General features: G+C 51.8%; 17 protein-coding genes. 1 reads left to right on the top strand and 16 read right to left on the bottom strand.

All coding sequences use genetic code 11. The annotated features are described in order from the left end of the window. Positions 1–168 precede the first annotated feature (168 nt). Together NNL21_RS12175 and NNL21_RS12170 are read right to left on the bottom strand one after the other, a co-directional pair. Positions 169–1,773 (bottom strand): family 10 glycosylhydrolase, encoded by a 1,605-nt coding sequence (locus tag NNL21_RS12175; RefSeq protein WP_204819248.1) that lies wholly within the window; start codon positions 1,771–1,773, stop codon positions 169–171. 96 nt (positions 1,774–1,869) lie between these two features. Then, on the bottom strand, positions 1,870–2,694 hold the full coding sequence (locus NNL21_RS12170) for a phytanoyl-CoA dioxygenase family protein (protein ID WP_204819247.1): 825 nt from the start codon (positions 2,692–2,694) through the stop codon (positions 1,870–1,872). Positions 2,695–2,835: 141 nt separating this feature from the next. On the opposite strand from NNL21_RS12170, the gene NNL21_RS12165 reads away from it, so the two are divergent. Beyond that, positions 2,836–3,720, top strand: coding sequence for a helix-turn-helix transcriptional regulator (locus NNL21_RS12165; protein WP_204819246.1), 885 nt, complete (start codon positions 2,836–2,838; stop codon positions 3,718–3,720). Positions 3,721–3,825: 105 nt separating this feature from the next. Here the strand turns inward: NNL21_RS12165 and NNL21_RS12160 are convergent, their stop codons facing one another. From NNL21_RS12160 to NNL21_RS12095, 14 genes are all read right to left on the bottom strand, one after another. After that, a complete protein-coding gene (locus NNL21_RS12160) occupies positions 3,826–5,319 on the bottom strand; it encodes a leucyl aminopeptidase family protein (RefSeq protein WP_256555189.1) in 1,494 nt (497 codons plus the stop codon). Then, positions 5,316–6,212 carry a metallophosphoesterase family protein gene (locus NNL21_RS12155; protein ID WP_204819245.1) on the bottom strand — a complete coding sequence of 299 codons (897 nt, stop codon included), beginning with the start codon at positions 6,210–6,212 and terminating at the stop codon, positions 5,316–5,318. The genes NNL21_RS12160 and NNL21_RS12155 overlap by 4 nt, the downstream gene beginning before the upstream one ends. A 42-nt stretch (positions 6,213–6,254) precedes the next feature. Further along, the gene (locus NNL21_RS12150) at positions 6,255–9,116 is read right to left on the bottom strand and encodes an alpha-mannosidase (RefSeq protein ID WP_204819244.1); all 2,862 of its coding nucleotides are present in this window, start codon (positions 9,114–9,116) and stop codon (positions 6,255–6,257) included. After that, the gene (locus NNL21_RS12145; protein ID WP_204819243.1) at positions 9,117–10,481 is read right to left on the bottom strand and encodes a family 4 glycosyl hydrolase; all 1,365 of its coding nucleotides are present in this window, start codon (positions 10,479–10,481) and stop codon (positions 9,117–9,119) included. After that, a complete protein-coding gene (locus NNL21_RS12140; RefSeq protein WP_204819242.1) occupies positions 10,478–11,437 on the bottom strand; it encodes a carbohydrate kinase family protein in 960 nt (319 codons plus the stop codon). Before NNL21_RS12140 ends, NNL21_RS12145 begins: the two co-directional genes overlap by 4 nt. A 42-nt stretch (positions 11,438–11,479) precedes the next feature. Then, positions 11,480–12,493 (bottom strand): LacI family DNA-binding transcriptional regulator, encoded by a 1,014-nt coding sequence (locus NNL21_RS12135; RefSeq protein WP_204819241.1) that lies wholly within the window; start codon positions 12,491–12,493, stop codon positions 11,480–11,482. A gap of 76 nt (positions 12,494–12,569) precedes the next feature. Beyond that, positions 12,570–13,454 carry a CehA/McbA family metallohydrolase domain-containing protein gene (locus tag NNL21_RS12130; protein ID WP_204819240.1) on the bottom strand — a complete coding sequence of 295 codons (885 nt, stop codon included), beginning with the start codon at positions 13,452–13,454 and terminating at the stop codon, positions 12,570–12,572. A 24-nt stretch (positions 13,455–13,478) separates the two neighbouring features. Next, positions 13,479–14,387 (bottom strand): carbohydrate ABC transporter permease, encoded by a 909-nt coding sequence (locus NNL21_RS12125; RefSeq protein WP_256555188.1) that lies wholly within the window; start codon positions 14,385–14,387, stop codon positions 13,479–13,481. A 97-nt stretch (positions 14,388–14,484) separates the two neighbouring features. Continuing rightward, positions 14,485–16,218, bottom strand: a complete 1,734-nt coding sequence (locus NNL21_RS12120; RefSeq protein ID WP_204819239.1) for an extracellular solute-binding protein — start codon at positions 16,216–16,218, stop codon at positions 14,485–14,487. Between the two features lie 87 nt (positions 16,219–16,305). Then, the gene (locus tag NNL21_RS12115; protein ID WP_256555187.1) at positions 16,306–17,220 is read right to left on the bottom strand and encodes an ABC transporter permease; all 915 of its coding nucleotides are present in this window, start codon (positions 17,218–17,220) and stop codon (positions 16,306–16,308) included. Positions 17,221–17,456: 236 nt separating this feature from the next. Further along, on the bottom strand, positions 17,457–18,176 hold the full coding sequence (locus NNL21_RS12110) for a glycerophosphodiester phosphodiesterase (protein WP_204819238.1): 720 nt from the start codon (positions 18,174–18,176) through the stop codon (positions 17,457–17,459). A gap of 349 nt (positions 18,177–18,525) precedes the next feature. Beyond that, the gene (gene rhaS, locus NNL21_RS12105; RefSeq protein WP_256555186.1) at positions 18,526–19,584 is read right to left on the bottom strand and encodes a rhamnose ABC transporter substrate-binding protein; all 1,059 of its coding nucleotides are present in this window, start codon (positions 19,582–19,584) and stop codon (positions 18,526–18,528) included. A 72-nt stretch (positions 19,585–19,656) separates the two neighbouring features. Further along, entirely contained in the window at positions 19,657–20,649 is a 993-nt protein-coding gene (locus NNL21_RS12100; protein WP_204819237.1) for an ABC transporter permease, read from the bottom strand. A 4-nt stretch (positions 20,650–20,653) separates the two neighbouring features. Next, positions 20,654–21,703: an ABC transporter permease gene (locus NNL21_RS12095; RefSeq protein WP_204819236.1), complete on the bottom strand. Its 1,050-nt coding sequence runs from the start codon at positions 21,701–21,703 to the stop codon at positions 20,654–20,656. Between the last annotated feature and the right edge of the window lie 9 nt (positions 21,704–21,712).

Here is a 21,712-nt window from a genome sequence, read left to right as displayed (position 1 = left end):
CATTTCATTAATTATTAACATCTAGGATGTCACCATTTCCAAGTCGGGGAAATCCATACAAAAGTCACTTGAAGTCAATGCGGGCGGCATCTGGCGGGAACTTGTGCACAAACAAGCGGAGGACCTCCCGTATTAGGCTGTCCCCCGCATCTCGCATTGGTGCAAGTCTTATAGAATACTCAAGTAGAACGTCCTTAGCGCTTCCATAATGCCAAGGGGATTTCTGCGTAAATCCTTCGCGCTGAAGAAGACATCGCCCTTCACTTCCGGATATTGCTTGTTATATAGAAGCTGATTAATGATTTCCTGTGAAGACTGCCAGCCGGCTTCCGCCGTTCCCAGCTTATAAGGCGAATGGCCGATATACAGGTCGACCCCGGTTCCTCTCACTTCCTGTGCCCACCAATCTACCAGCTTATCATAGCGTGCGGCGGAGAACGACAGGCTCCAGTAAATCTGAGGATTCACGTAATCAATCCAGCCCTGCTTAATCCATGTCCGGACGTCTGCGTACATGCTGTCATACGCGGTGACGCTAGCCTTGGTATCCGAGCCTGTTGAATCGACGGCCTTGTTGCGCCATACCCCGAAAGGACTAATCCCGAACCTTACCTGCGGTTTGACCGCATGGATGGAATCGCTCAGGCTCTGGACGAATGAATTGATATTCTCCCGGCGCCAGTCGCCGATCGTCAGTCCGCCCGGGTTATACGCATTGAAAGCCGCTTCGTCCGGGAAGGCTCCGCTGGAGGGGTAGAAATAATCATCGAGATGGACGCCATCGATTGCGTAGCCGCTCACGACCTCCATAATCGTATCGATAATATGCTGCCGCGCCTCCGGGATCCCCGGATTGATATAAGGCTTGCCGCCTGAGTTGACGATCCACTCCGGATGCAGCTTCGACACGTGGTTCGCCGCCAGTGTATCCGTCTTCGCATCTACGCTCGCACGGAAAGGATTGAACCACGCATGGAATTCCATATCGCGTTTGTGCGTCTCTTCAATCATGAACGCCAGCGGATCATAGTCCGGCGCCTTTCCCTGCTGGCCTGTCAGGAATTTCGACCATGGCACGAGCGAGGAAGGGTACAGCGCATCCCCGGCAGGACGCACCTGCACGAACACCGCATTCAGTCCGATTCCTTGCAGCTCATCCAGCAGGGCAACGAACTCTTCCTTCTGCTTCTGCGATTTGCCATAAGAAGCTGCCGATGGCCAATCCAAATTGTAGACAGAAGACACCCAAGCACCGTTCAATGTTTGTCCATTGCCACTGCCATGTCCGCTGCCATCCCCCGGTTCTCCCGGTACGGTATTAACCGTCAGCAATGAAATCGTGCGCGAGGTTTGATCCCAGTTCACGACTAATCCCAGCTGCTCGCCGACAAAACGCAGCGGAACCATGATCCGGCCTGCCCGTGCTTGTACGGAAGCGTCCAGCACCACATTGCTGCCGTTAACGACTGCATAATTACGGCCGTTCGTCATCATCAGAGTCGTATTCGCGTCGTTAATCGTGACCGTCTTGGTCGACTGGTTCCAATCCACGCCCGCTCCGAGTCCCTCGCTGATGACACGAAGCGGAACCATGGTGACGTTCTGCTTGGGAATCACAAACGGCGACACGTCGCTCTTGATCTTCTCCCCATCCAAGAAGATCCCGATGTCCGCAGCAGCCGAAGCGGCCGCCCCCGCCTGACCTGCCGGTACGACCGCCACAACGATTACTGCCAGCAGCATAAGCTGCGCCAACCACTTGCCAAATTTCATCCTAATAAGTCCTCCTAAATGCCGGATTCATAAACATGTCCAGCAATTAAGACGCTTATTGGGGCCGCTTTGTTGCGATATTTTTCTTGACTGCCCTTAATCTTCCTTCGAATAGACCACTGGGAAATGGCTGCCGGACATCAAATCTCCCGCGTTCACCGTGACGAATTGATGCATCGGATGATTCGCTGAAGGCTGGTAACGCGTGTGGCCCGGCATATAGTGGACAGCTATTGCTCTCCGGTGCAGCTCTGACCGGTTATGCGGGCTGCCATGCCAAGTAAGCGAGTGATGATACCCGACCTGTCCTTTCTTGATTTCGAAAGGAACAGCCTCTACAACGGCACCCTCCGGAAGAAGCTCCGGATTTTTGTGATAAGGCTTGAAGTCAGGCGTGGAAGCCAGATGCTTCTGTTGGTCGCCCCACTTATGGCTGCCCGGAACCATCCACATGCAGCCGTTCTCGATCACGGCATCGTCCAGCGCTACCCAAGCACTGACCAGATCCGCGGGCTGAATGATCGGCCATAGCGGGTGATCCTGATGCCAGCCTGTCGGACCGCCGGAAATTGGCGGTTTATATTGAATTTGGTCATGCCAGATCCGCAGCGTATCGGTGTTGCAGAGCTGAGCGATCTCTTCCGTGATAACGGGATGAGCCGCATGCTGAAAATATTTATCGCTCGCCATCCATATATTAACAATTTGAACAACACGCTCGGTGACGGTCATTTTCATATCGTCATACAACGAGCCGCCCTCCAGCATATTGTGACTCAGTACGGGCTTCTTAACCGTTTTACCTTCCATAACTAGAGCTAGCTCTTCACGAAGCTGTTCCACTTCATCGTCGTTTAGTACGACGCTCCCTTTCAGAAAACCGTTCTTTTCAAATTCTGACAGCTGCGCTTGCGTCAACATTAGCTTGCACTCCTTTTCCAGAAGGAATAAGATTTTGGTAACACTTTCACAATAAACGAAAATGCGAGCCGCGTATTTAGATAAACGCAAACTCGTTTTACACTTTTGCAAGATGTGCGGCGCAAAGGGGGAGGACTGTCCATGCTTTTGGGGAATTTGATTGATTTGACGCCAACGGTTAACTTTGCAACCAAGCAGTCTTCCGAGCCTGGCGAATATTGGGGAGTCCGCGAAATTCCGGATTGCCAGCTCATCTATGTGCTTTCAGGTGAAGTACAGCTTATCCTCGGGCCTGACAGCTATTCGATCCGGCCTGGCGAATGCGTGTTTTACGGACATAACAGTCCGCATATCCTGACCAGCGTTCGTCATTCCACCTTTTACAGCCTGCACTTTACATGGCATGCTCCTTCTTCTCAGCCGGTTCATCCGGCCTATCATATTAAGGAAGTCCGTAAGACCGAGCTGGCCCGCCATCCCGAATCGTACAGCTTGACAATCGAAGGCCGCGGCGAATTCACGATCCCGCATCACTTTGTTCTCAGCGGTGTGGAGCCTCTCATGGCTAGAATCGTGAAGGTCTATCTGCAGCCCGACGATTGGGGCGCTTCCTTCGCCATGAGAGCGTTGATGATGGAACTTCTTCTGACTCTGGTGAGAAACGTCACTGAGCATAAAACAGCGGAATCAGCCAGCAAGATCGAGCTTGCGCTCCATGCGATGAAGGAGGAGCCGACCCGCAATTGGTCCGTGGCAGAGCTTGCCGACGTATGCGGGTACCATCCAAGCTATTTCGCCAGATTGTTCGCCGAACAGACGGGAACGTCGCCGAAGCAGTACATCATCTCGGAGCGGATCAAGCTCGCCAAGCTGGCGCTGCTCAAGGGAGAGCCGATGGAGACGATCGCGCAGCGGCTCGGTTATGCCAGCATCCATTACTTCAGCAACAACTTTAAGAAGGAAACCGGGCTGACGCCAAGCGAATTCCGCCAGATGCCGGGACGCATGGCCCGGGAACGCGAATAGAGCCTTCCCTGATCCTTTCAGGGAGGCTCTACTTGCATTTACGGCCATATTCTCATAAACACCACACAATGATACATGGACATGCTTCGATGGAACCATCCACTGTTACACGCCGAAATCACCGTGATTCATACGCTCTGCCACAAGTCCCGCAAGCAGCCTGGCGCCAAAACCCGTCGCACCTGGAACAATATAACCCCTCGCTGAGGAAGATTCCTTCAAGCCAGCCATATCGATATGCGCCCAACGCATGGACGGATCGACGAATTTCCGCAGGAATAAAGCCGCTACGATCGCTCCGGCTTCCCCAACCCGGCTAATATTGCTGGAATCGGCGCAATCGCTGTCCAAATACGTGACGTATTCTTCTGCAAGCGGCATGATCCACAGCTTCTCGCCTACGCTGCTCCCGATCTCGCATAGCGTCCGCGCTAATGCTTCGTCCCCCCAGATGCCGGCGATCCTCGAGCCGAGCGCGCCAACCACGGAATAGGTGAGCGTCGCCATGTCGATCACCTCATGCGCCCCGATCCGCTTGGCATGAATCAGCGCATCCGCCAGCACAAGACGCCCTTCCGCATCCGTATTGCCGACCTGTACCGACACGCCGTTCGCATAGCGGAGAATTTCGCCGGGCAGCAGCGCGTCCTTGCCAATCGCATTCTCTGCTGCCGGAATAAGTACAGCCACATTCGCCTTCATCCCGCTTCTGGCGATCATGTCGAGGGCGCCGATCACCGCCGCACCCCCAGCCATATCCATCCGCATGTCACTAATATTGTTGTCCCGCTTCAAGCTAATGCCGCCGGTGTCGAAGGTGATCCCCTTGCCGACCAGGGCGATCAGCGGCAGAGAATCATCCGTCTGATAGCGGAGCTCCAGAAAGGCCGGCGCATGCTTGCTCCCGCGTCCGACAGCGAGGAGACCGGCCATCTGAAGCCGCTCGAGCTCTTCGCCTTCATACACCTTCACCTCAACTGCCGTTCCGCTGAATCTCTCCTTCACCCGGCTAGCGAGCGAAGCGGGGTAGAGCACGCTTGGGGGTTCATTCGCAAGCTCTCTGGCGAGCAGCGTTCCTTCTGCACGGATTCGCCCGAGCTGAATCGCGGAAGCCAACGGATCCCCGCCAACTTCTTCGTTCAAATAAACATCCGTTTCGATTCTAGGAACGGACTTCGACTTGTAAGCGTCATATTCATAGCTTCCAAGCAGCCAGCCTTCCGTCCAAGCTGCCGCAAGCCCGGCAAGCGACGTTCCACCCGCATACCCGCCATAAGGCTGCAGCGCTGCGAACGAGACGTTCGCGGTTGAACGCCCTTCCTTGCGCACCGCCCGTCCGGCGGTTCCAGCCGCTTCACGAATTCGCTCCGGATGATAGGCCTGCGCTTCACCCAGCCCGAGCAGCAGCGTGTCCGGTTTTCCCCGCTCGCCGAACAACCAGGTTACTGCATTCTTCTCCACCATGGAAGGCCGGATTTCATACCGGTTCAGAAGCTCCAAGGCTGGCCCCGGGTAAGAGCCCGCGTTGTCCAAACTCTCTTTGAATAAAGGAACGATGATAACCTGTGCTTCTGCTAACCATCCTGCTTCTATCTTCACCTTACAACCATCCCATCGTCCTCACGGATCCAGGTGTCGAACTCCCGCTTCCCCTCCGTTAGCCGAATAACACGGGCGCCTCGCTTCAGCCTGCCGTAAGTATTATATCCGGTTACGCGTCCATAACAGAGCTGAATGCCATGGAGCGTCCCGCAGTAATCGTTATCGTGATCGTGGCCGACGAAAGTGCCCATCATATCGCCCATCTCGACCATGGCGCTGAACAGGCCGGAATTGATCTTTGCTGCTTCGACGTTCTCAAACTTCTGACCGGATACGGTTCCCTTGCTCCATACGTCTGCATACTCCTGCAGCGGGATATGGAAGAATCCGAGGGCAGGCAGCGGTCCGCTTTTGCGCCGGCTGAGCCGACGGGACTGCTCCGTATACCAATGAACTTGATCCGTATGAATCCATTCGTACCCGCCGACATGCTCCGGTGCCACCGCACCGGAATCTAAGAAATAGAAAGCTGCGGCGTCCTCGCCGGTACGGTCCTTCACCGTCAGCACGAAGTTGCCAACCCCGCTGAGCGGCCCGGGCCCGGCTTGCGTCAAGCAGGTTGCACTCTCCTGCTGAATCGCAAGCAATTCCTCTCTCGTAACGTCCCCTTCTGAATCATGATTGCCGTACACAGCCGCCCATGGAATGCCCGACGCGGCAACAGGGGCGATCGCTCTACGGAAGGAAGCAGCAGGATCGGGGACACCGTGGCTCCAAATCATATCGCCGGTCAGAACAATGAGATCCGGACGCTCGGCTTCAATAATCCGGAGCACCAGCTCACGGGTCTTCGCATCCTCTGCTTGGTCTTCCTCACTGCCGATATGCATATCGGTAAATTGTACGATCGTGAAAGATCCCTCCGGGTTAAATTTCAAATCGTTCCCCATGCAACCTCATCCTCTCCGACAGTGATCGTAAACGAACTACTTCTAGTGAAACTCGATGCAGAGGCTCGCTACCTGATTAGCGGGTAATGAAAAACGGAGCTGTGAGTCTAGTATATCGACGACCCCCTCATTCGTAGAACGCTCCAGAGTATCGACGAAATAAGCAGCCCGAATACTGCGAAACAGTGATAGGGCAACCTGCGTTTCCCTACCTGCCGTCTCATACACCCGAACGATCCATCGTTTGGGCAACACCCCGTCTTCAGGCATCTTAATGGCAGAAACCGCAGCTGTGCCTTCATCCAACCGGAAGAAGCTTTGTCTCGCCGGCCATTCCCCAGGACCGGCTGCCACCGATATCGGAATCATGGGATGGTTGTAATTGTAGGCCTGTTCAATCAGAGCCTGATTATCGCAGGGATCGCCAATGCAAACCCCCATCGTGAATCGTTGGATCCCTGTATCCGGGTAAGGATCCGGACTGTACGAGCCGCGCAGCAGGGTGACCGCTAACGAATGCCCCGTTCCGCGGAATCCGTATTTGCTGTCTGTGACGAGCGTGACAGCCTTCTTGTCAGCCCCCATCTCCTGTCGCGGAAGCCCCGTTGCCCAGCTGTTCGCAGGGACGTCCAGCTCCATTGCCGCCCGCTCAATCGTTCCGAATGCCGTATCATACTTATAACGTTCGCATTCATAGCTGAGCGGCAGAATGAACTGCAGCTGCGGCGTGAATGCATGATTCTTCCCGTATTCATGCCAGTCGCACTCTGCTGCGAAGTCAAGCCTTCGACTGCCGCGGTCGAGCGATACGGTTACCTTCAGCTTCGAGCTTCGGAAAGACATGCTGAACATAATCGATTGACGCAGCCGATCAGGGCCCAAGTCGATTCGTTCCACGTGCACGCCCTCGATCAAGCTTTCTACCTTACGATAGCGCCCGACCAGCCATGCGTTGCCGCCGCCTTGATGCGAATCTTCCTCAATCAGCCTAAACAGTGCCCCAGACCCGCCTTGATCCAGAAGCTCCGTACCGTCTGTTTTATCAACCAAAGAGACGAGAGTCAGCCGCTGTGTATCCAGTACAGCCCTCACATGCTCGTTCTCCAGCACGAACGAGTACGTCTCCTCCGGCGGAAGGTTCTGTCCCGTCAAGTAATAATCGTCCGCTGCCAGGACGCCCATATCGCCGTCCTTCTCGGTCATGACATACGTTGCGTAGCCCATCGCAGGCACAGTTACCGGCAGCAATACGCGCAGGAAGAAGTGGCCCCAGTGCTCCTCGAAGCCGCGGTCAACGAATTGATAATCGACCTGCTGCCCTTCATCATCCTGGAATACAATATTGCGCAAATCGCCATTCCAGTCCCATAGAATGAGCTCGATGATTTCCTTGCGTTCCGCGGATGCGCTATTGAACAGATGAAAAATCCGCGTCTTGCCGCGGCCTCTGTCGCTCTCGCCGGTCCGGGATAGGTGCATGACACCGACACCTGCCCCAGCACCTTCGGAGATACTGTCTTTAATATTCTCATTATCGACCGCGTAGGCAGACGTATCGATTCGGGAAGCGAGCTTGCGGAGCGCCGCGCTCCGCTTGGTGTTGGCCATCGCCGCAATTTCCTGTGACATTCCGAGCGCATGGTCCCTTGTTTCCGGAATCCCCGTCCCAGGCAGGATATCGTGGAACTGGTTGAACAGCGTCTTGCGCCAGGCATCCTCCAGGTCCTTGCCGTAATACGGTGCCGACGCCCACAGAGAGGCTGCGCTCGAGAACGCTTCTGCTTCGTTCAGCAGGTTCTCCGATACGCGATTGGCCTTCTTTAGTCTGGCTTCCGAGCTGTAGCAGCCGGTGAAAATAAAGTTGAGCTCGTTCGAAACGACAGGCAGCTGATCCGCCACCTGATCGGTCAACGCAAAATAATCGGCATATTTGCCAAAACGGATCGACGGGAAGATCGGCCACGTCTGCATGTCAAGCACACGCTCGATGTCCCTTCGCGTCGGTCCGCCTCCATGATCGCCGACGCCGTACACCTTCATCATCGACTTCATGCCCGTTTGCTTGCAAAATGCAGGCACGGTCAGCACCATCTCCGGCTCGATGCGGGAATCGTACCAGTGCGGCTCCTTGTAGGCAATGACCGAGCGTCCGGAAGGCGCGACCCAGCGGTACAGGTGATGGCCTTCATTATTGTGGCCCCGGCAGTAATAGTAGTATTTGACGCCGGCATGATACAGCGTCTCCGGCACGTTAGCTCCGTGGCCGAACGTATCCGGCTCGAAGTCGATTTGCAGGCTGCCTGGATCCAGGTTGAAGAGACCGGCCAAATATTGCTTGGCATATAGAAATTGGCGTACCATGCTCTCGCCGTTGGGCATATTCTTGTCAGCCTCGACCCAAGTCGAAGCCGTAACCTCCCAGCGCCCCTCCCGCACGCTCGCCTGAATTTCTTCGAGCATCTCCGGATCGTATTTCTCTACAATCTGGTACGCGGCAGCTTGGGATTGCGAGAAGATGAAGTCCGGGTATTCTTTCAGCAGGTCAAGCATCGTACGGAACGTGTTCAGGGTTGCGGAAACCGTCTCATCCCATCCCCACAAGAAGTTCATGTCGATATGTGCATGCGCTGCACATATCAGCTCATAAGACTTGGCTTCGGCCGCTATTCCGGCCAGCATCTGCTCCGCTTCACTTACCGCCGATTGTCCAATCGCGCCATCGGCCTTCAATCGTCTCCCCAGATAGTCGGCGGCCTCCTCAATCAGCACATCAAACTTATGATCCTCTGCAAGGGAAACCCGGTTCGCATATTCCAATTGAGCCAATATGCGCTTACCCCAATAGCTCTCCGGACAGTCCTTCTTCAGCTTGGCAAGCTTGGCGTGCATCCGATTATGTGCCATTTAGTTCCACTCTCCCAAGAGATCCCGGTACGCCTTCATGTAGTCGTCAACGAGGCGCTTCGCAATGGAATAGGAATTGACGAGCGGGTGCACCATGAGCGCCTCGACCGCTAATTCCCGGGACTGATGCCGCACGGCATCTACGGTCAGTCGCTCGAACCGCTTCACGCCTTTCATGAGCAGGTACATATTCTCAGGCACCTCACCGATCTTCACCGGCTGCGCGCCCTGCTCGGTTATTTCGCAAGAAACCTCCACGACATCATCATCCTCGAATCCCGCTATGCTGCCTGCATTCGGCACGTTCAGGACGATGTCGCTGCGCTTGCCCGTTTGCAGCGATGCAACGAAGTCAAGCATAACGCCGGCATAACCGAGCGAATTCGGAAGCTCCAGCTCCTGCGGCAGCGGCTTTGAGCCGGAATTCGTTTCAATTGCCATGTAGGAAGCTTCGCGTTTTTGCGTGTAATAGAGATAGATCTGCAGAGCTTGCTTAGGGTTCGCATCGATGTCGATCTCTTTCAATGCCGCTATCATATCTTTGTTGTTCTGAGCGATCATTTGGCCGCGGGTCATGCCGGATTTGACGATATTATCGATTGCGCGTTCACGATGGTAATAATAATAGAGATATTCGTTTGGAAGATACGGCAAGGCCCGGAGCAGGTCAGTGTCAAACATCTTGAACTCGTCCACTTTCGCCACGAATGAGGCATCGTTCTTCAGCTGTTCCAAGATATTGTCACCTTTATACATGACCTTGCTCACCCATGACAGATGATTCAGGCCGAAGAATTCAACGTATAATTCCTTTGGATCGACGCCCATCGCTTCCGCCATGCGCAGCTTCGTATGGCTTGGCGTGTCGCAAATGCCGATCACACGGTCATATCCCGCGCTGCGCAGCGCTTGGGTAACGAGCCCCGACGGGTTGGAGAAATTGAAAATCCATGCCTGCGGAGCGAGCTCTTTAGCCAGCTCGCAATAGTCCATCAGAACGGGAATGGTGCGAATCGCCATAGAGAAGCCGGCCGGTCCGGTCGTTTCCTGGCCAATCACGCCGCTGTTCAAGGCGATCTGCTCGTCCGTGTAACGGGAAAGCTCCTTGCCGACGCGGATCGTCGTCACGATATAGTCCGCGCCTGTCAGCGCTGCTCGAATATCTGTCGATAAATGAAGACGCAGATTAATGCCGCTCTGAGTAATGACGATCCGGCACAATTGTCCGATAATGTTCAACTGCTCTTCATCGGTATCATGCAGCACCAGATCCGTAATTCCTGCCTCTTCCGCTTTGAGCGTCAAGCTCTTCGTAAAGAGGACGGCTCTTACGCCGCCCCCGCCGATCAAAGTTAGTTTTTTCATCCTCTAGCCTCCCATTGGACCGCAGCGGCAGCCGTTTGCTCGGCAATAAACCGCAGCATCGCCCCGTGATCCATCGTTCCCGTGCTTCCGCCATATGCGCTTACAGACAGGGCACCGCACGCATTGCCATATACAAGGCATTCCGCCGGCTCCATGCCCATCAAATAACCATATACATAACCTGCATTAAAGGAATCTCCGGCTCCTGTGGTATCTTTTGCTTCCACTCGAAAACCAGGGTGGAATACCTGTTTGCCATCCACAATGGCCATCGCGCCCTTGGAGCCGAGCTTCACGACGACATGCTTGCCATGCTTAGCCAGAAGGGCTATCGCGTCATCCACGGTGGCGCACCGGGTATAATGCATCGCTTCCGTCTCATTCATGAAGAAGACGTCGATTTGAGCCGCCAAGTCGAGGATACCCGGATACCATTCTCCGGTGTCGTCCCAACCTGTATCGAAGGAAAGCGTGACGCCCAGCTTCTTCAGCTCCATCACCGTTTCGATGAATTCGGCGTGATTCGCACTTCCCTTATAGCATGTCAGATGGACGTGGCGTGCTTGCTCTACGCTATCCCGATCAAGCTGCCTCAAGCTCAGCTCCGCGTTCGATCCCGCATAGGTTATGAAAGAGCGGTCCTTCTCGGGATGAAGGGCAATGGATATCCCCGTGTTCGTCGTTTGACTCCGTTTGATATAACTGGTATCGATACCATATCGCTCAAATTCACCCATCAGAAAGCGCCCATAGTAGTCGTCGCCCAAAATTCCATTAAACGCAAGCTTCAAGCCAAGCTTGGCGAGAGACAGACTGAATAGGGCTGCTCCCCCGCCAAGATGTGTCATCATGTTATCAACGAATACTTCCTGCCCCGGGAGCGGTGGCTGATCATAGCCAACAACGACCAAATCAATATTCACATCCCCTATGACAATCGCATCGAATTTTTTCAAAGCATTCTCCTCTTCTCTGCCCGATACTTATGTTGAAATAACCTATTCGTTCGTTAAAGCCCTGCAGCTGTCGCGAATGACCAGACGATGATCCATAATAACATCCCCGTCAGCCCGATACGTTCCTGCAATCAGCTTCATAATCGTCTCCACCGTCACCCGGCCCATGTCATGGATCGGCTGCTCCATCGAGGTAAGCCGTGGACGAACGAGCTCCGTCAATTGGCTGCCATCGAATCCAATAACCGAGATATCATCCGGAACCTTCAATCCCCGGTCATGAATGCAATTCATCGCACCTAGCGCCATGTCATCGCTCACGGCAAAGATAGCCGTCGGCGGATTAAGGCCATCCAGCAGCTCACCCATCAATTGATAACCGCTGTTCACCTTATAATCGCCAAAACGGATTAACTCGTAGATCATTTTGACCCCATGGTCGGAAAGCGCGTTCCGGTAACCCGTATAACGGTTCTGACCTGAAGTAACGTCTCTCATATCGCCGCCGATGAAGCCGATTCTCTCATGACCAAGCTTGATCAAATAAGCTGTCGCATCGTACGCACCTTTGTAATCGTCAATAATGACAGATATGAAATTCTGGTCGGCCGGCTTGACGCTTGAAAAAACGACCGGAGTTTGAATCGTATTAATGAAGTTTCGTATTTCGGGGTTGATTTTCTCATGCATAATAATAATGCCTTCTACGCGCATCTCTTTGAATACGTTCAAATACTTGGTTTCTTTATCGATATCTTCGATGATATTGCACACCAGAAGATTGTAGTCATTCGAGCTTGCCGTCTCTTCAATGCTGCTTAAGATCGTCGAGTAAAAGCTGGAGGTCAGATCCGGCACGATGACGCCGATGAGGTTCGTTTTTTTCCGCACCAGGCTGCGCGCGATTTGGCTGGGGGAGTAGCCCAGTTCAGCAATAGCCTGATTCACTCGCTCTTTCAGTTCGTCCTTTACGTATTTCTCCCCGTTCAGCACCCGTGAAACGGTCGTTACGGAAACGCCGGCCCTCTCGGCAACATCCTTAATCTTTACCGCCATGTCTATCACCTGACCTTCATTCTCTACGACTCTTCCGCCGTGTTTAGTCTAGCTGCTATCTTGGTCAATAGTGGGATCAACCGATAAATAACGGCTGGGAAAAGGCCCCGAAGCCCCCTTCAAGATAGACCGAAATACGCACGTATTCCTCATCCCCTGCGCATTCATACTCGATTTGCTTGAATCGGCCGGTAACTTCCTTAAGCACTCTTCCATCTTTACCGAATAACGTTGCGTATTTATACATTCCATCCAGCAATGCATTCGAACGGAGATCCGCAATAATTCGGTTGCCTTCTGTCCGAATCGCTTCGAACCCGAAGCCGGTCGATACATAAAAGCTGCCGTCCTTAATAGCGGCCGTGATCGCTTCATTCGAATTATCCGCTGCAAGCACCATATTCCATACCCGCTTTTCCTGCCCATAGACATGGGAATCATCGTTGCCGAAGCCCCATACCTTGCGCCCGGCGGATAGGAGAGCATCCCATTTATCGAAAGCGATATCGTATTCCGGATTGCCGTCTCCGTTATAGACCTCGATACCGATGTACCTTTCCAACTTTAGCATATCTTCGACGTTCCAGTAATTAGAAAAATATCGATTTGGATGAACAAGTACCGAAAATCCGCCATTTTCCACGGTTCGATCGGTTAAACGCTGATAATTCTCTATCGTAAATTCATTCGAATAATCCGTCATGATCGAATGCGGCGGATTAACGAGAAGCATGTGCGTCTGCTTGCTGCTCACCTCGATCGCTTCGAAAACGGTAGGAATCCGCCGCATCCCTTCATGCTTCGTAATCAAATCATGGTCCGATATCCCCAGAAAATCATATTCGGCATACATTTTATACACCGTTTCAAGTGGAAACCAACCGTCGCTGTTCGAGGTATGGTTATGAAATGCCCCTCTTAGCCATTGTCCCGTTTTGTCGTAAGGGTTCTTGATTTCCATCGTCAACATACCTCTTTCCCGTCGTTATTCCTTCAATGATCCAATCATAACGCCTTTGGCAAAATATTTCTGTATAAATGGATAAATAAGTATGATCGGAGTGACTACGATTACGATGGTAGCCATTTTCAGCGAGTTGCCCGTCACCTGAATCTTCTCCAGGGCGTCATAGTTGGCGCCTGCCGCCTGCGCTAGTGTATCTCTCATCGCTTCTGCCTGCATCAGCATTTCTTGCAATAATGTCGATAATGGCCGCAGATTGGATGAACGCACGTAGAATGCACCCGTGAACCAATCATTCCAATGACTCACGGCATTGAATAAGGCGATCACCGCGACAACCGGGCGGCTGAGCGGCATGATGATCCGCATAAAGATGGAGAAATCATTATAACCGTCAATTCGAGCCGATTCCTCGAGACTGGGGTGGATCTGCTGGAAGAACGTCCGCATAATGATCAAATTCCAGGCGCTGTACAAGGTTGGGATTACGTAAACCCATATCGTATTGGTCAAATTGAGCGACTTCAGCAGCATATAGTAAGGAATGATTCCCCCGCTGAACAGCATGGTGAAGAAAATAAGGAGCGTAAAAAACTTCACGCCCGGCAATGTTTTCCCTTTCAGCGCATAAGCCGCCATCGCCGTCAAAAATACGCTCGCCACCGTACCAACGACGGTTCGGAATATCGAAATACCAAATGCCGTTCCTACATTCGCAGACATGAACACTTCTTTGAAGTTCTCCGTCGACCATGCCCTTGGCCAGAAATAGATTCCGCCCCGCTCGGCATCTTTGCCGGCATTAAAGGAAAGGGCTAATATGTTCATGAAAGGAAGAATAATCGACAAGCACAAGCCGATGATCAGCAAATAAATGACGATCTTGAAAATCTTCTCTCCCGCCGACAGTTTGTAAAATTCTTTTCCCACCCGGTCTCCCCCTCCCGCTCCTTATGAGGGGCCGGTTTCACCCCTCTTGAATAAAACCGGCCACATAACATGAACGAATGATCTGGACACTAACGTATTAGTATTTCACTCTCGTCTTCTCATCCGCGTTCTTCTGTTCCAGAAGCTTCAAGTAATCGTCCAGCCCTGCAGCTTGCATCTGCTTCAGAGCGGAGTCCATCACTTTCTTGGCTTCGTCCAGATTCTTCGTATAGTAAGCGCGAGTCAAGCTGTCATTGTAGTTATCGAAAGCAGTCTTAAGCTCGGTACCACGGTCAAATTCGCCCAGGAAGGAAAGCGGCGGGTAACCGTCATTGATCTTGGCATCCTTGCGTTTGCCGTCCCAGTCAAAGTAATCAATGATTCCGTTCGCACCTGCCAGAACTTCGGGATGAACAGATTCACCATATTCCATCTCGCCAAAGTCGGCCATGCGGTCGATATCGGTACCACCCAGCAGCTCGCCAAAGGAATTGCTCACACCAGCAAAACCGAGCTTCTTCGCTGCGTTCGGATCACTAACTTTCAGATCCAGCACTTCCTGCTTCACCTTCGGATTGCCTTTCTCATCCAGCGTGTAGTCGCGGCCTTCAAGACCATACTGCCACAGCAATTTACCTTCGCGGCTGGCTAAGAAATCGGCAAACTTCACGATTTCTTCCGGATTTTTCGTCGTGGACGGAATCGCCCAGCCGGAATAGCCCGATTTGAAATCAACCTGCATCTGGTAAGGAGAGTCGGCATTATCAAGCGGGCCGATCGGGAGGTAATGCATGTCATTGTTAAATTCTTGATAGTTGTGCATGTCGCCGATAATCGCGGACGTTCCGTTTAAAGCGGCTTCCGTTGCACGGCTCTCATCCACGGTAAAGAACTCCGGATGAATGAGCTTTTCTTTCAACAGCTTCTGTACGAACTCGATGCGTTTCATGGCAAACTCGGTTTGAGCCTCGTGCAGCCATTTGCCGTCTTTATCAGGCTTTATGCGCTGATCGCTGGCTCCCCACGATAGATCGGGATACAAGGCACTGACTTCTTTTCCGCCCCAGTAGGAAGGACCGATCGGATATACCGCGTTGCCGTTCGTGTCTTTAAATCCGCCGTCTTTAATCTTCTTCGCCAATTCATAGAGCTGCTCGCTTGTCTTAATCGTACGAGGATCGACTTTGAGTGTATCTGCAATATCCTTGCGGACGAAAGGACCTCCTACATACTTGCGGGTAGTAGCTCCGCCTTCTCTATTGATGTTCATGTGAACGAAATAGCTTGAGCCATTAAATTCGGGACGGAACATAACGCCATATTTCGTATCCAGTGGAAGGTAATCGTCCTGCAAATATTTGCTGAACACCTTCGTATCTTTCATCAGAGGCGTCAAATCCGTGAACATGCCTTCACGGGCTGCCTTCAGAATGACCGACATTTCTGGACGGCCGCTGTTGTTTAAGTAGAAGGTGATAAAGTCAGGCAGGTCGCCGGAGGCAATCCCTGCAATCAAGCCGTCGATCGAATGATCCGCTTTCATAATTTCGAGCTCCAGCTCAATGCCCGTCATATCTTTGAGCTTTTGTTTAATTTCCGCGTTCATGTCCTCTGTGTAATCATCCGTGCCCATGAATACAAGACCTTTAATTTTGCGATCCGCGATCCAGGTTGCGGGCTTTCCATCAGTCGGCTTTTCCCCGTTCTCGGTTTTGGTTCCATTGTTTCCATCCGTGCCACCGTTTGCCGGCTCATTGTTCTTGGAGCAAGCCGTAAGCAATAACACCAGAATAAGGAACACCGAAATATAAATTGACCCTTTCTTCCCCATGTACATACCCCTTTGCAAATGTTTTTTTATGAATAACGCCCAGTTAAGCGCTCTCACCAAGGTCTGTTCATTATGCTTATGGTATCGTTACCATACCGAGGTGTCTGAAATACGTCTGGAAAGCCGATTTGCCAGGACGACTAGAATAAAGCCGATAAGTCCTTGCATCAAGCCGACAGCGGTTGCATAACCGTATTGTCCGCCCTGCAGCCCTACACGAATGATGTAGGTGTCCAATATATCCGATAAATGCATGTTGCCCGGCGTTCGCAGCAGGTACAGCTGATCGAAGCCTGCCGATAGAATGCTTCCAAGCGATAGAATGAATAGAATGAGAATCGTAGGCATGATCGATGGGATGGTAATATGCCAGATTTCACGCCACTTGCTGGCACCATCCATTCGCGCCGCCTCGTACATATCGGGATTGATCCCCGCTATCGCCGCCAGATAGATAATCGAGTCCCAGCCAATCGATTTCCATACATGGCTGCCAAACATGATTTGGTAGAAGTAATCCGGCTCCATTAAGAAATAGGTGCTTCCATCTCCGCCCATATTTGCGATGGTTTCATTGAGCAGCCCCGTATCCGGAGCTAACACTCGCTGTACTAACCCAACAACGACGACCCAGGATAGGAAATGAGGCAAATATGAGATGCTTTGGGCAATGTTTCTGAAAAATTTGCCGCGAATTTCATTAAACATTAAGGCGAGAATAATCGGGAACGGTAAGTATAAGAACAGCTTCATTCCGCTAATGATCAAGGTGTTTTTAATAAGATTCATACTTTGATAGTCATTAAAAAATCTTTCGAAGTACACAAACCCGATCCAAGGGCTCCCTGTGATCCCCATATTGAATTTGTAATCCTTGAAGGCCAGCATCAGCCCCCCCATCGGGATGTAGGAGAAGATGATGAAGAACAGCAGACAAGGCAGCAGCATCATGTACAAATAGCGGTGCAGTAAAATGCGTTTCCATAGTTTTCCGGTTAGCATTATTGACGGATCACCTTCTTGTGATGGAATTCAACGATCGGCATAAACGTCGGGGTGGATCTGTACAAATCGCTCTTCATCTCCTCTCTCACAAATCATATGGTATCGTTACCAGAAAATCCATAAAAAAAATATGAAGATTACGTTAACGCTTTCATTCCGGCGAGTGACCATGGGGTAAGCGCTTTCCGAATGAGATCATCATAATACATTTATTTCAGGCGGTCAATCCATTTCTAAGATGAATAATTATTAATTATGTCCTGGAGCAAGATTGGATTCCGTGTCGTGATGGCATCCACCCCCAAATTAATCAGACGCTTCATGTCCTCTCGCCGGTTCACCGTATAGACCCAAACTGCTAAATTCAGCTCGCTTGCCATCTCTGTCACACGCTCCTGGCATGTCCCGTAGGCCATATTGAGCCCGGAGTATGAGCCATTCGCCGCTTCCCTGCATACCCGGGACGCGAACGAAGCATAGTCCTCGCGATCCTCCTGCGACAGATCATCCGGTGTGTTCAGCATGACCTGAATATCTGGATATCGCTGCGTGATCCCATCGGAGCAGCCCGTGATAAAGATACGCTCTTGCGCATGATATCGCTGAACGAGAGCAATGGTTGGATCAATGGCGGACACATCCTTCACGTCCAAATTCAATTTCGTGTCGTAAGGCTCTATGTAGCGGAGAACATCCTCCAGCCTTACGATCTCATGCTCCTCATAAATCGCATCAAGCTTCGTACGATATTCTGCTTGATTGAGCTGCTCGTACGTATACTCCCTTAGGTACGGCGAGTCGTCATGCAGCAGAATTGCGGTGCCGTCAGATGTTACCCTGATATCGATTTCAACGATATCCGCATTCATCTGAATCCCCTCCAGAAAAGAAGCCCACGTATTGTCCGGTGCTGTTCCGCAGCCTGTATGGGCCGCAACCATCGGCAGCTTCATTGCGCATCATCCTCCGTTATCATAGACCTTGCAGGAGCTCTTCTCCTGTCGTCTACATCATGATATTTGGTTTCTTGCTGATAATAGCTCACTCCCGATTGTTATGCAATGCTTCTTCCGCGGGCAATAACCGATTTACAAAAAGTTTATCAAAAAAAACAGCAGTGCCTATGCTGGCTCTGCCGTTTCATAACGTCATAAGAATTACACCTGCTGCGCAGGCAGAATGTTCTTACGATCGCTGTTGTTCCCGGTTTACCTTGAATCAAAGTTAAAGGTTGTAATCCGGGAACAAAGGCGAGCGCTAGCGCTTCTCCAGAATCATTCTTCCTGCTCCAAATCTAATGGATTAATATACGTCTTTCCATTCTGCGATGTTAGCCGCATCGAATTTGAACGGATCGCCAAGCATGATTTGCGTGCCGTCTCCGTCTGCAACGATTTCTTTCTCACCAAGGTCGCCAGCAGCAAACTTCTCGCCGACTTCGCCTTTGATTGTGCCTTTCGCCAGTGAATCAGCTGTGAAGCCAGCTACGTAGCCGACATCAATCGGGTTCCACAGGTACATCCATTGGGAAACGCCGCTCGTGATATATTCAGCCATTTCGCTTGGCAGACCCAGGCCAGTCAATTGTACTTTGCCTTTCAAGCCTTTATCCGTTAACACTTTACCTGCAGCTGCGATACCAACTGTTGTTGGCGCGATTATGCCCTTCAGGTTCGGGTACGATTTCAGCAATGCTTCCGTCTCGGATACGCTCTTGTCACGCAGGTCATCGCCGTAAGCCACTTTTACGAGTTCGATCTTGCTGTATTTCGGGTCTTCCAGCTCTTTCTTCATCCAATCGATCCAGATGTTCTGGTTCGTTGCTTGCGAGGTTGCGCTTAGAACCGCGATTTGGCCTTCGCCGCCGATCATGTCCGAGATGCCTTGGATCAGCGTACGTCCAATGCGCTCCGGATCGGCCTGGTTCACATGAACCTGACGGCTTGCCGTATTCACGGCCGAATCCAGCGAGAGCACTTTAATGCCCGCGTTCATCGCTTTCTTCAGCGCCGGCTGCAGCGCATCCGGGTCATTACCTGCGATCGTAATACTGTTTACTTTTTGCGAAATCAGCTCTTCGATCATTTGAATTTGCGCTTCGGCCGTCGGTTGGTCAGGCGCCTTCAGAATGGCTTCGTTGCCCTGCTCCTCTACCGCTTTCTTGAAGCCCTCCATCATTTTCTCACCGTAAGGATTGCCCGTGTTCTTAAAGATAATGGCGTGCTTCTGTTTCTCTGTGCCCGCATTGCCTGCATTTCCGCCTGCACCGTTGTCTGTGGTCTTATTGTCGTTGCTGCCGCATGCTGCGAGCACCGTTAGCATAAGAACCATCGACAAGCCGATTGCTAAAAATTTCTTCACTTTTGTGTTCCTCCCTTTTTATGTCCATGCTTGTTGTCTATATACAATCCGCGCTAATGCGAGGCTGTATCCTTACGTCAGCTTTCGAGGCTTGTTCTTGCCCCACTTCAGCTTAGGTACGGCAACTGCGAAGATTAGCAGAAGGCCGATAATAATGAGCAGCACTTGCGCTTGAACATTCACGAGTCCAAGTCCGTATCGCAGAAAGCCAATCAAGAATACGGCTAGAATCGCGCCAATCATGCGGCCCTTACCTCCAGCGGTACTAATCCCGCCGAGTACGACCATGGCAATAACATCAAGCTCGTAGCCCGTGGCAACGTTAGGTCTGGTGCTCCCCATCCGTGAAGTGAGGAAGAGCGCCGTGACCCCGGCCATCAAGCCGGTAAGTGTGAAGACAATAATTTTAACCTTGCCGACCTGAATGCCTGAGAAGAAGCTCGCCGTGCTATTATTGCCCATAGCATACACTCTGCGTCCGAATACCGTCTTGTGCAGCAGGAAGGCAAACAAGATTGCGAACACAGCGAATACAATCAGGATGAATGGAATCGATCCGACATAACCCCAACCCAGGAAGCTGAACCAGTCGGGGAATGAACCGGATGCCTGATCCTCAAGGAGGATATAGGCGATACCGCGGTAAATAATCATCGTCGCCAGCGTCACGATAACGGCGGATAATTCCTTGTACTTGACGACCAGCAGCCCGTTGATAAATCCGCATACCGTACCCACCGCCAAGCAGATGACGACGGCCAGAGGCATGGGGACGCCCATATTGTAAAGATCGGCCATGACGACCGAGGATAATGCAACTGTGGATGCGACGGAGATGTCGATATCGCCCAGAATGATGATGAACACCATTGGCAGCACAATGAACGCTTTATCCAGGAAGTTCATAGTGGCATCCCGCAGGTTATTATAATCCCAGTAATATTCGGACAAGCTCATATTCATTATGTTCACGCCGATGAAAATCAGGACCAGCATCCATTCCCATTGGAGGAAGAAGCCTTTTAAGGAAAAATCCCGTTTATTTGTTATGATTCTCGTATCCATAGCGTCAGATCTTCCTCCTCATGAGATTATTGCGATCAACGCCCCGTTTAACGATTGCATTCACGAGTACGGCGATCAGAATGATGGCCCCTTGAATGCCATTTTGCCAGAACGGCGATACATTGATGAGCGGCAGCGCATTGTTCATAATGCCAAGCAGCACGGAGCCCAGTATGATCCCGGAAATTTTACCGGAGCCGCCTGCAATGCTAACGCCTCCCAGTACACATGCCGCAATGACGCTCAGCTCGTAGCCGGATGCCGTGTCGCCTTGAGCCGATGCGAATTTCGCAACCCAGAGGACGCCGGCAAGACCCGATAAGCCGCCCATGATGGCGTAAACCAGCCATAATATTTTGTCCGTGTTAATGCCGCTGATCTTAGCCGACTCGGGATTGCTTCCAACTGCATAGATTTGCCGCCCCGTTCGGGTATGATTCGCAAAGTAGTAGGCAATCACATAGATGATGAGCGCGATGAAGATCAAATTATTAATGCCGAGTATGGAGCCTGTTGCCATGTCTTTGAAGCTGGCCGGCATCTGATGCGCGCTTACCCACTTCCCTCCGCCTGCCACATAAGTCAGGCCGCGGAAGACATTCATCATGCCTAGCGTTGCAATGATCGGAAGGATCCCGATTTTGGCGACTAGAAAACCAAGCACGATGCCGCATACTAATCCGACGCCCATGCCTAGCAGAATCGCCAGAATGGGATTCATGCCAGGAAATTCACCGACTGTCAGCGCTGCAATCATGCCCGAAAGAGCTAAAGTAGCCCCGATCGACAAATCGATGCCCCGCGTGATGATAACAAACATCATCCCGACAGCCAGTATGCTTAATATGGCCGTATTCGTTGCCATATCATTGATATTCTCCCACGTTAGAAAGCTGGGGTTCCGAAGCTGTACGCCAACCGACAGCAGTATAATAAACACGAGCAGGCCCAGCTCCCTGAATTTGGCGATGCTGGCGCTAAACGACGGCTTCGGCGTATTCGCGTGCGGCTCACCTGCTAGAGCGGCAGCCATAGTAGATCCTTTGTCATCCATCTTATTTCA

Origin of the sequence: Paenibacillus mendelii, assembly GCF_024498075.1 — a bacterium.
In the GTDB taxonomy this organism is placed as follows: domain Bacteria; phylum Bacillota; class Bacilli; order Paenibacillales; family Paenibacillaceae; genus Paenibacillus_Z; species Paenibacillus_Z mendelii.
Note: the sequence above shows the minus strand (reverse complement) of the source record. Positions and strands in the feature narration are given on the sequence as shown.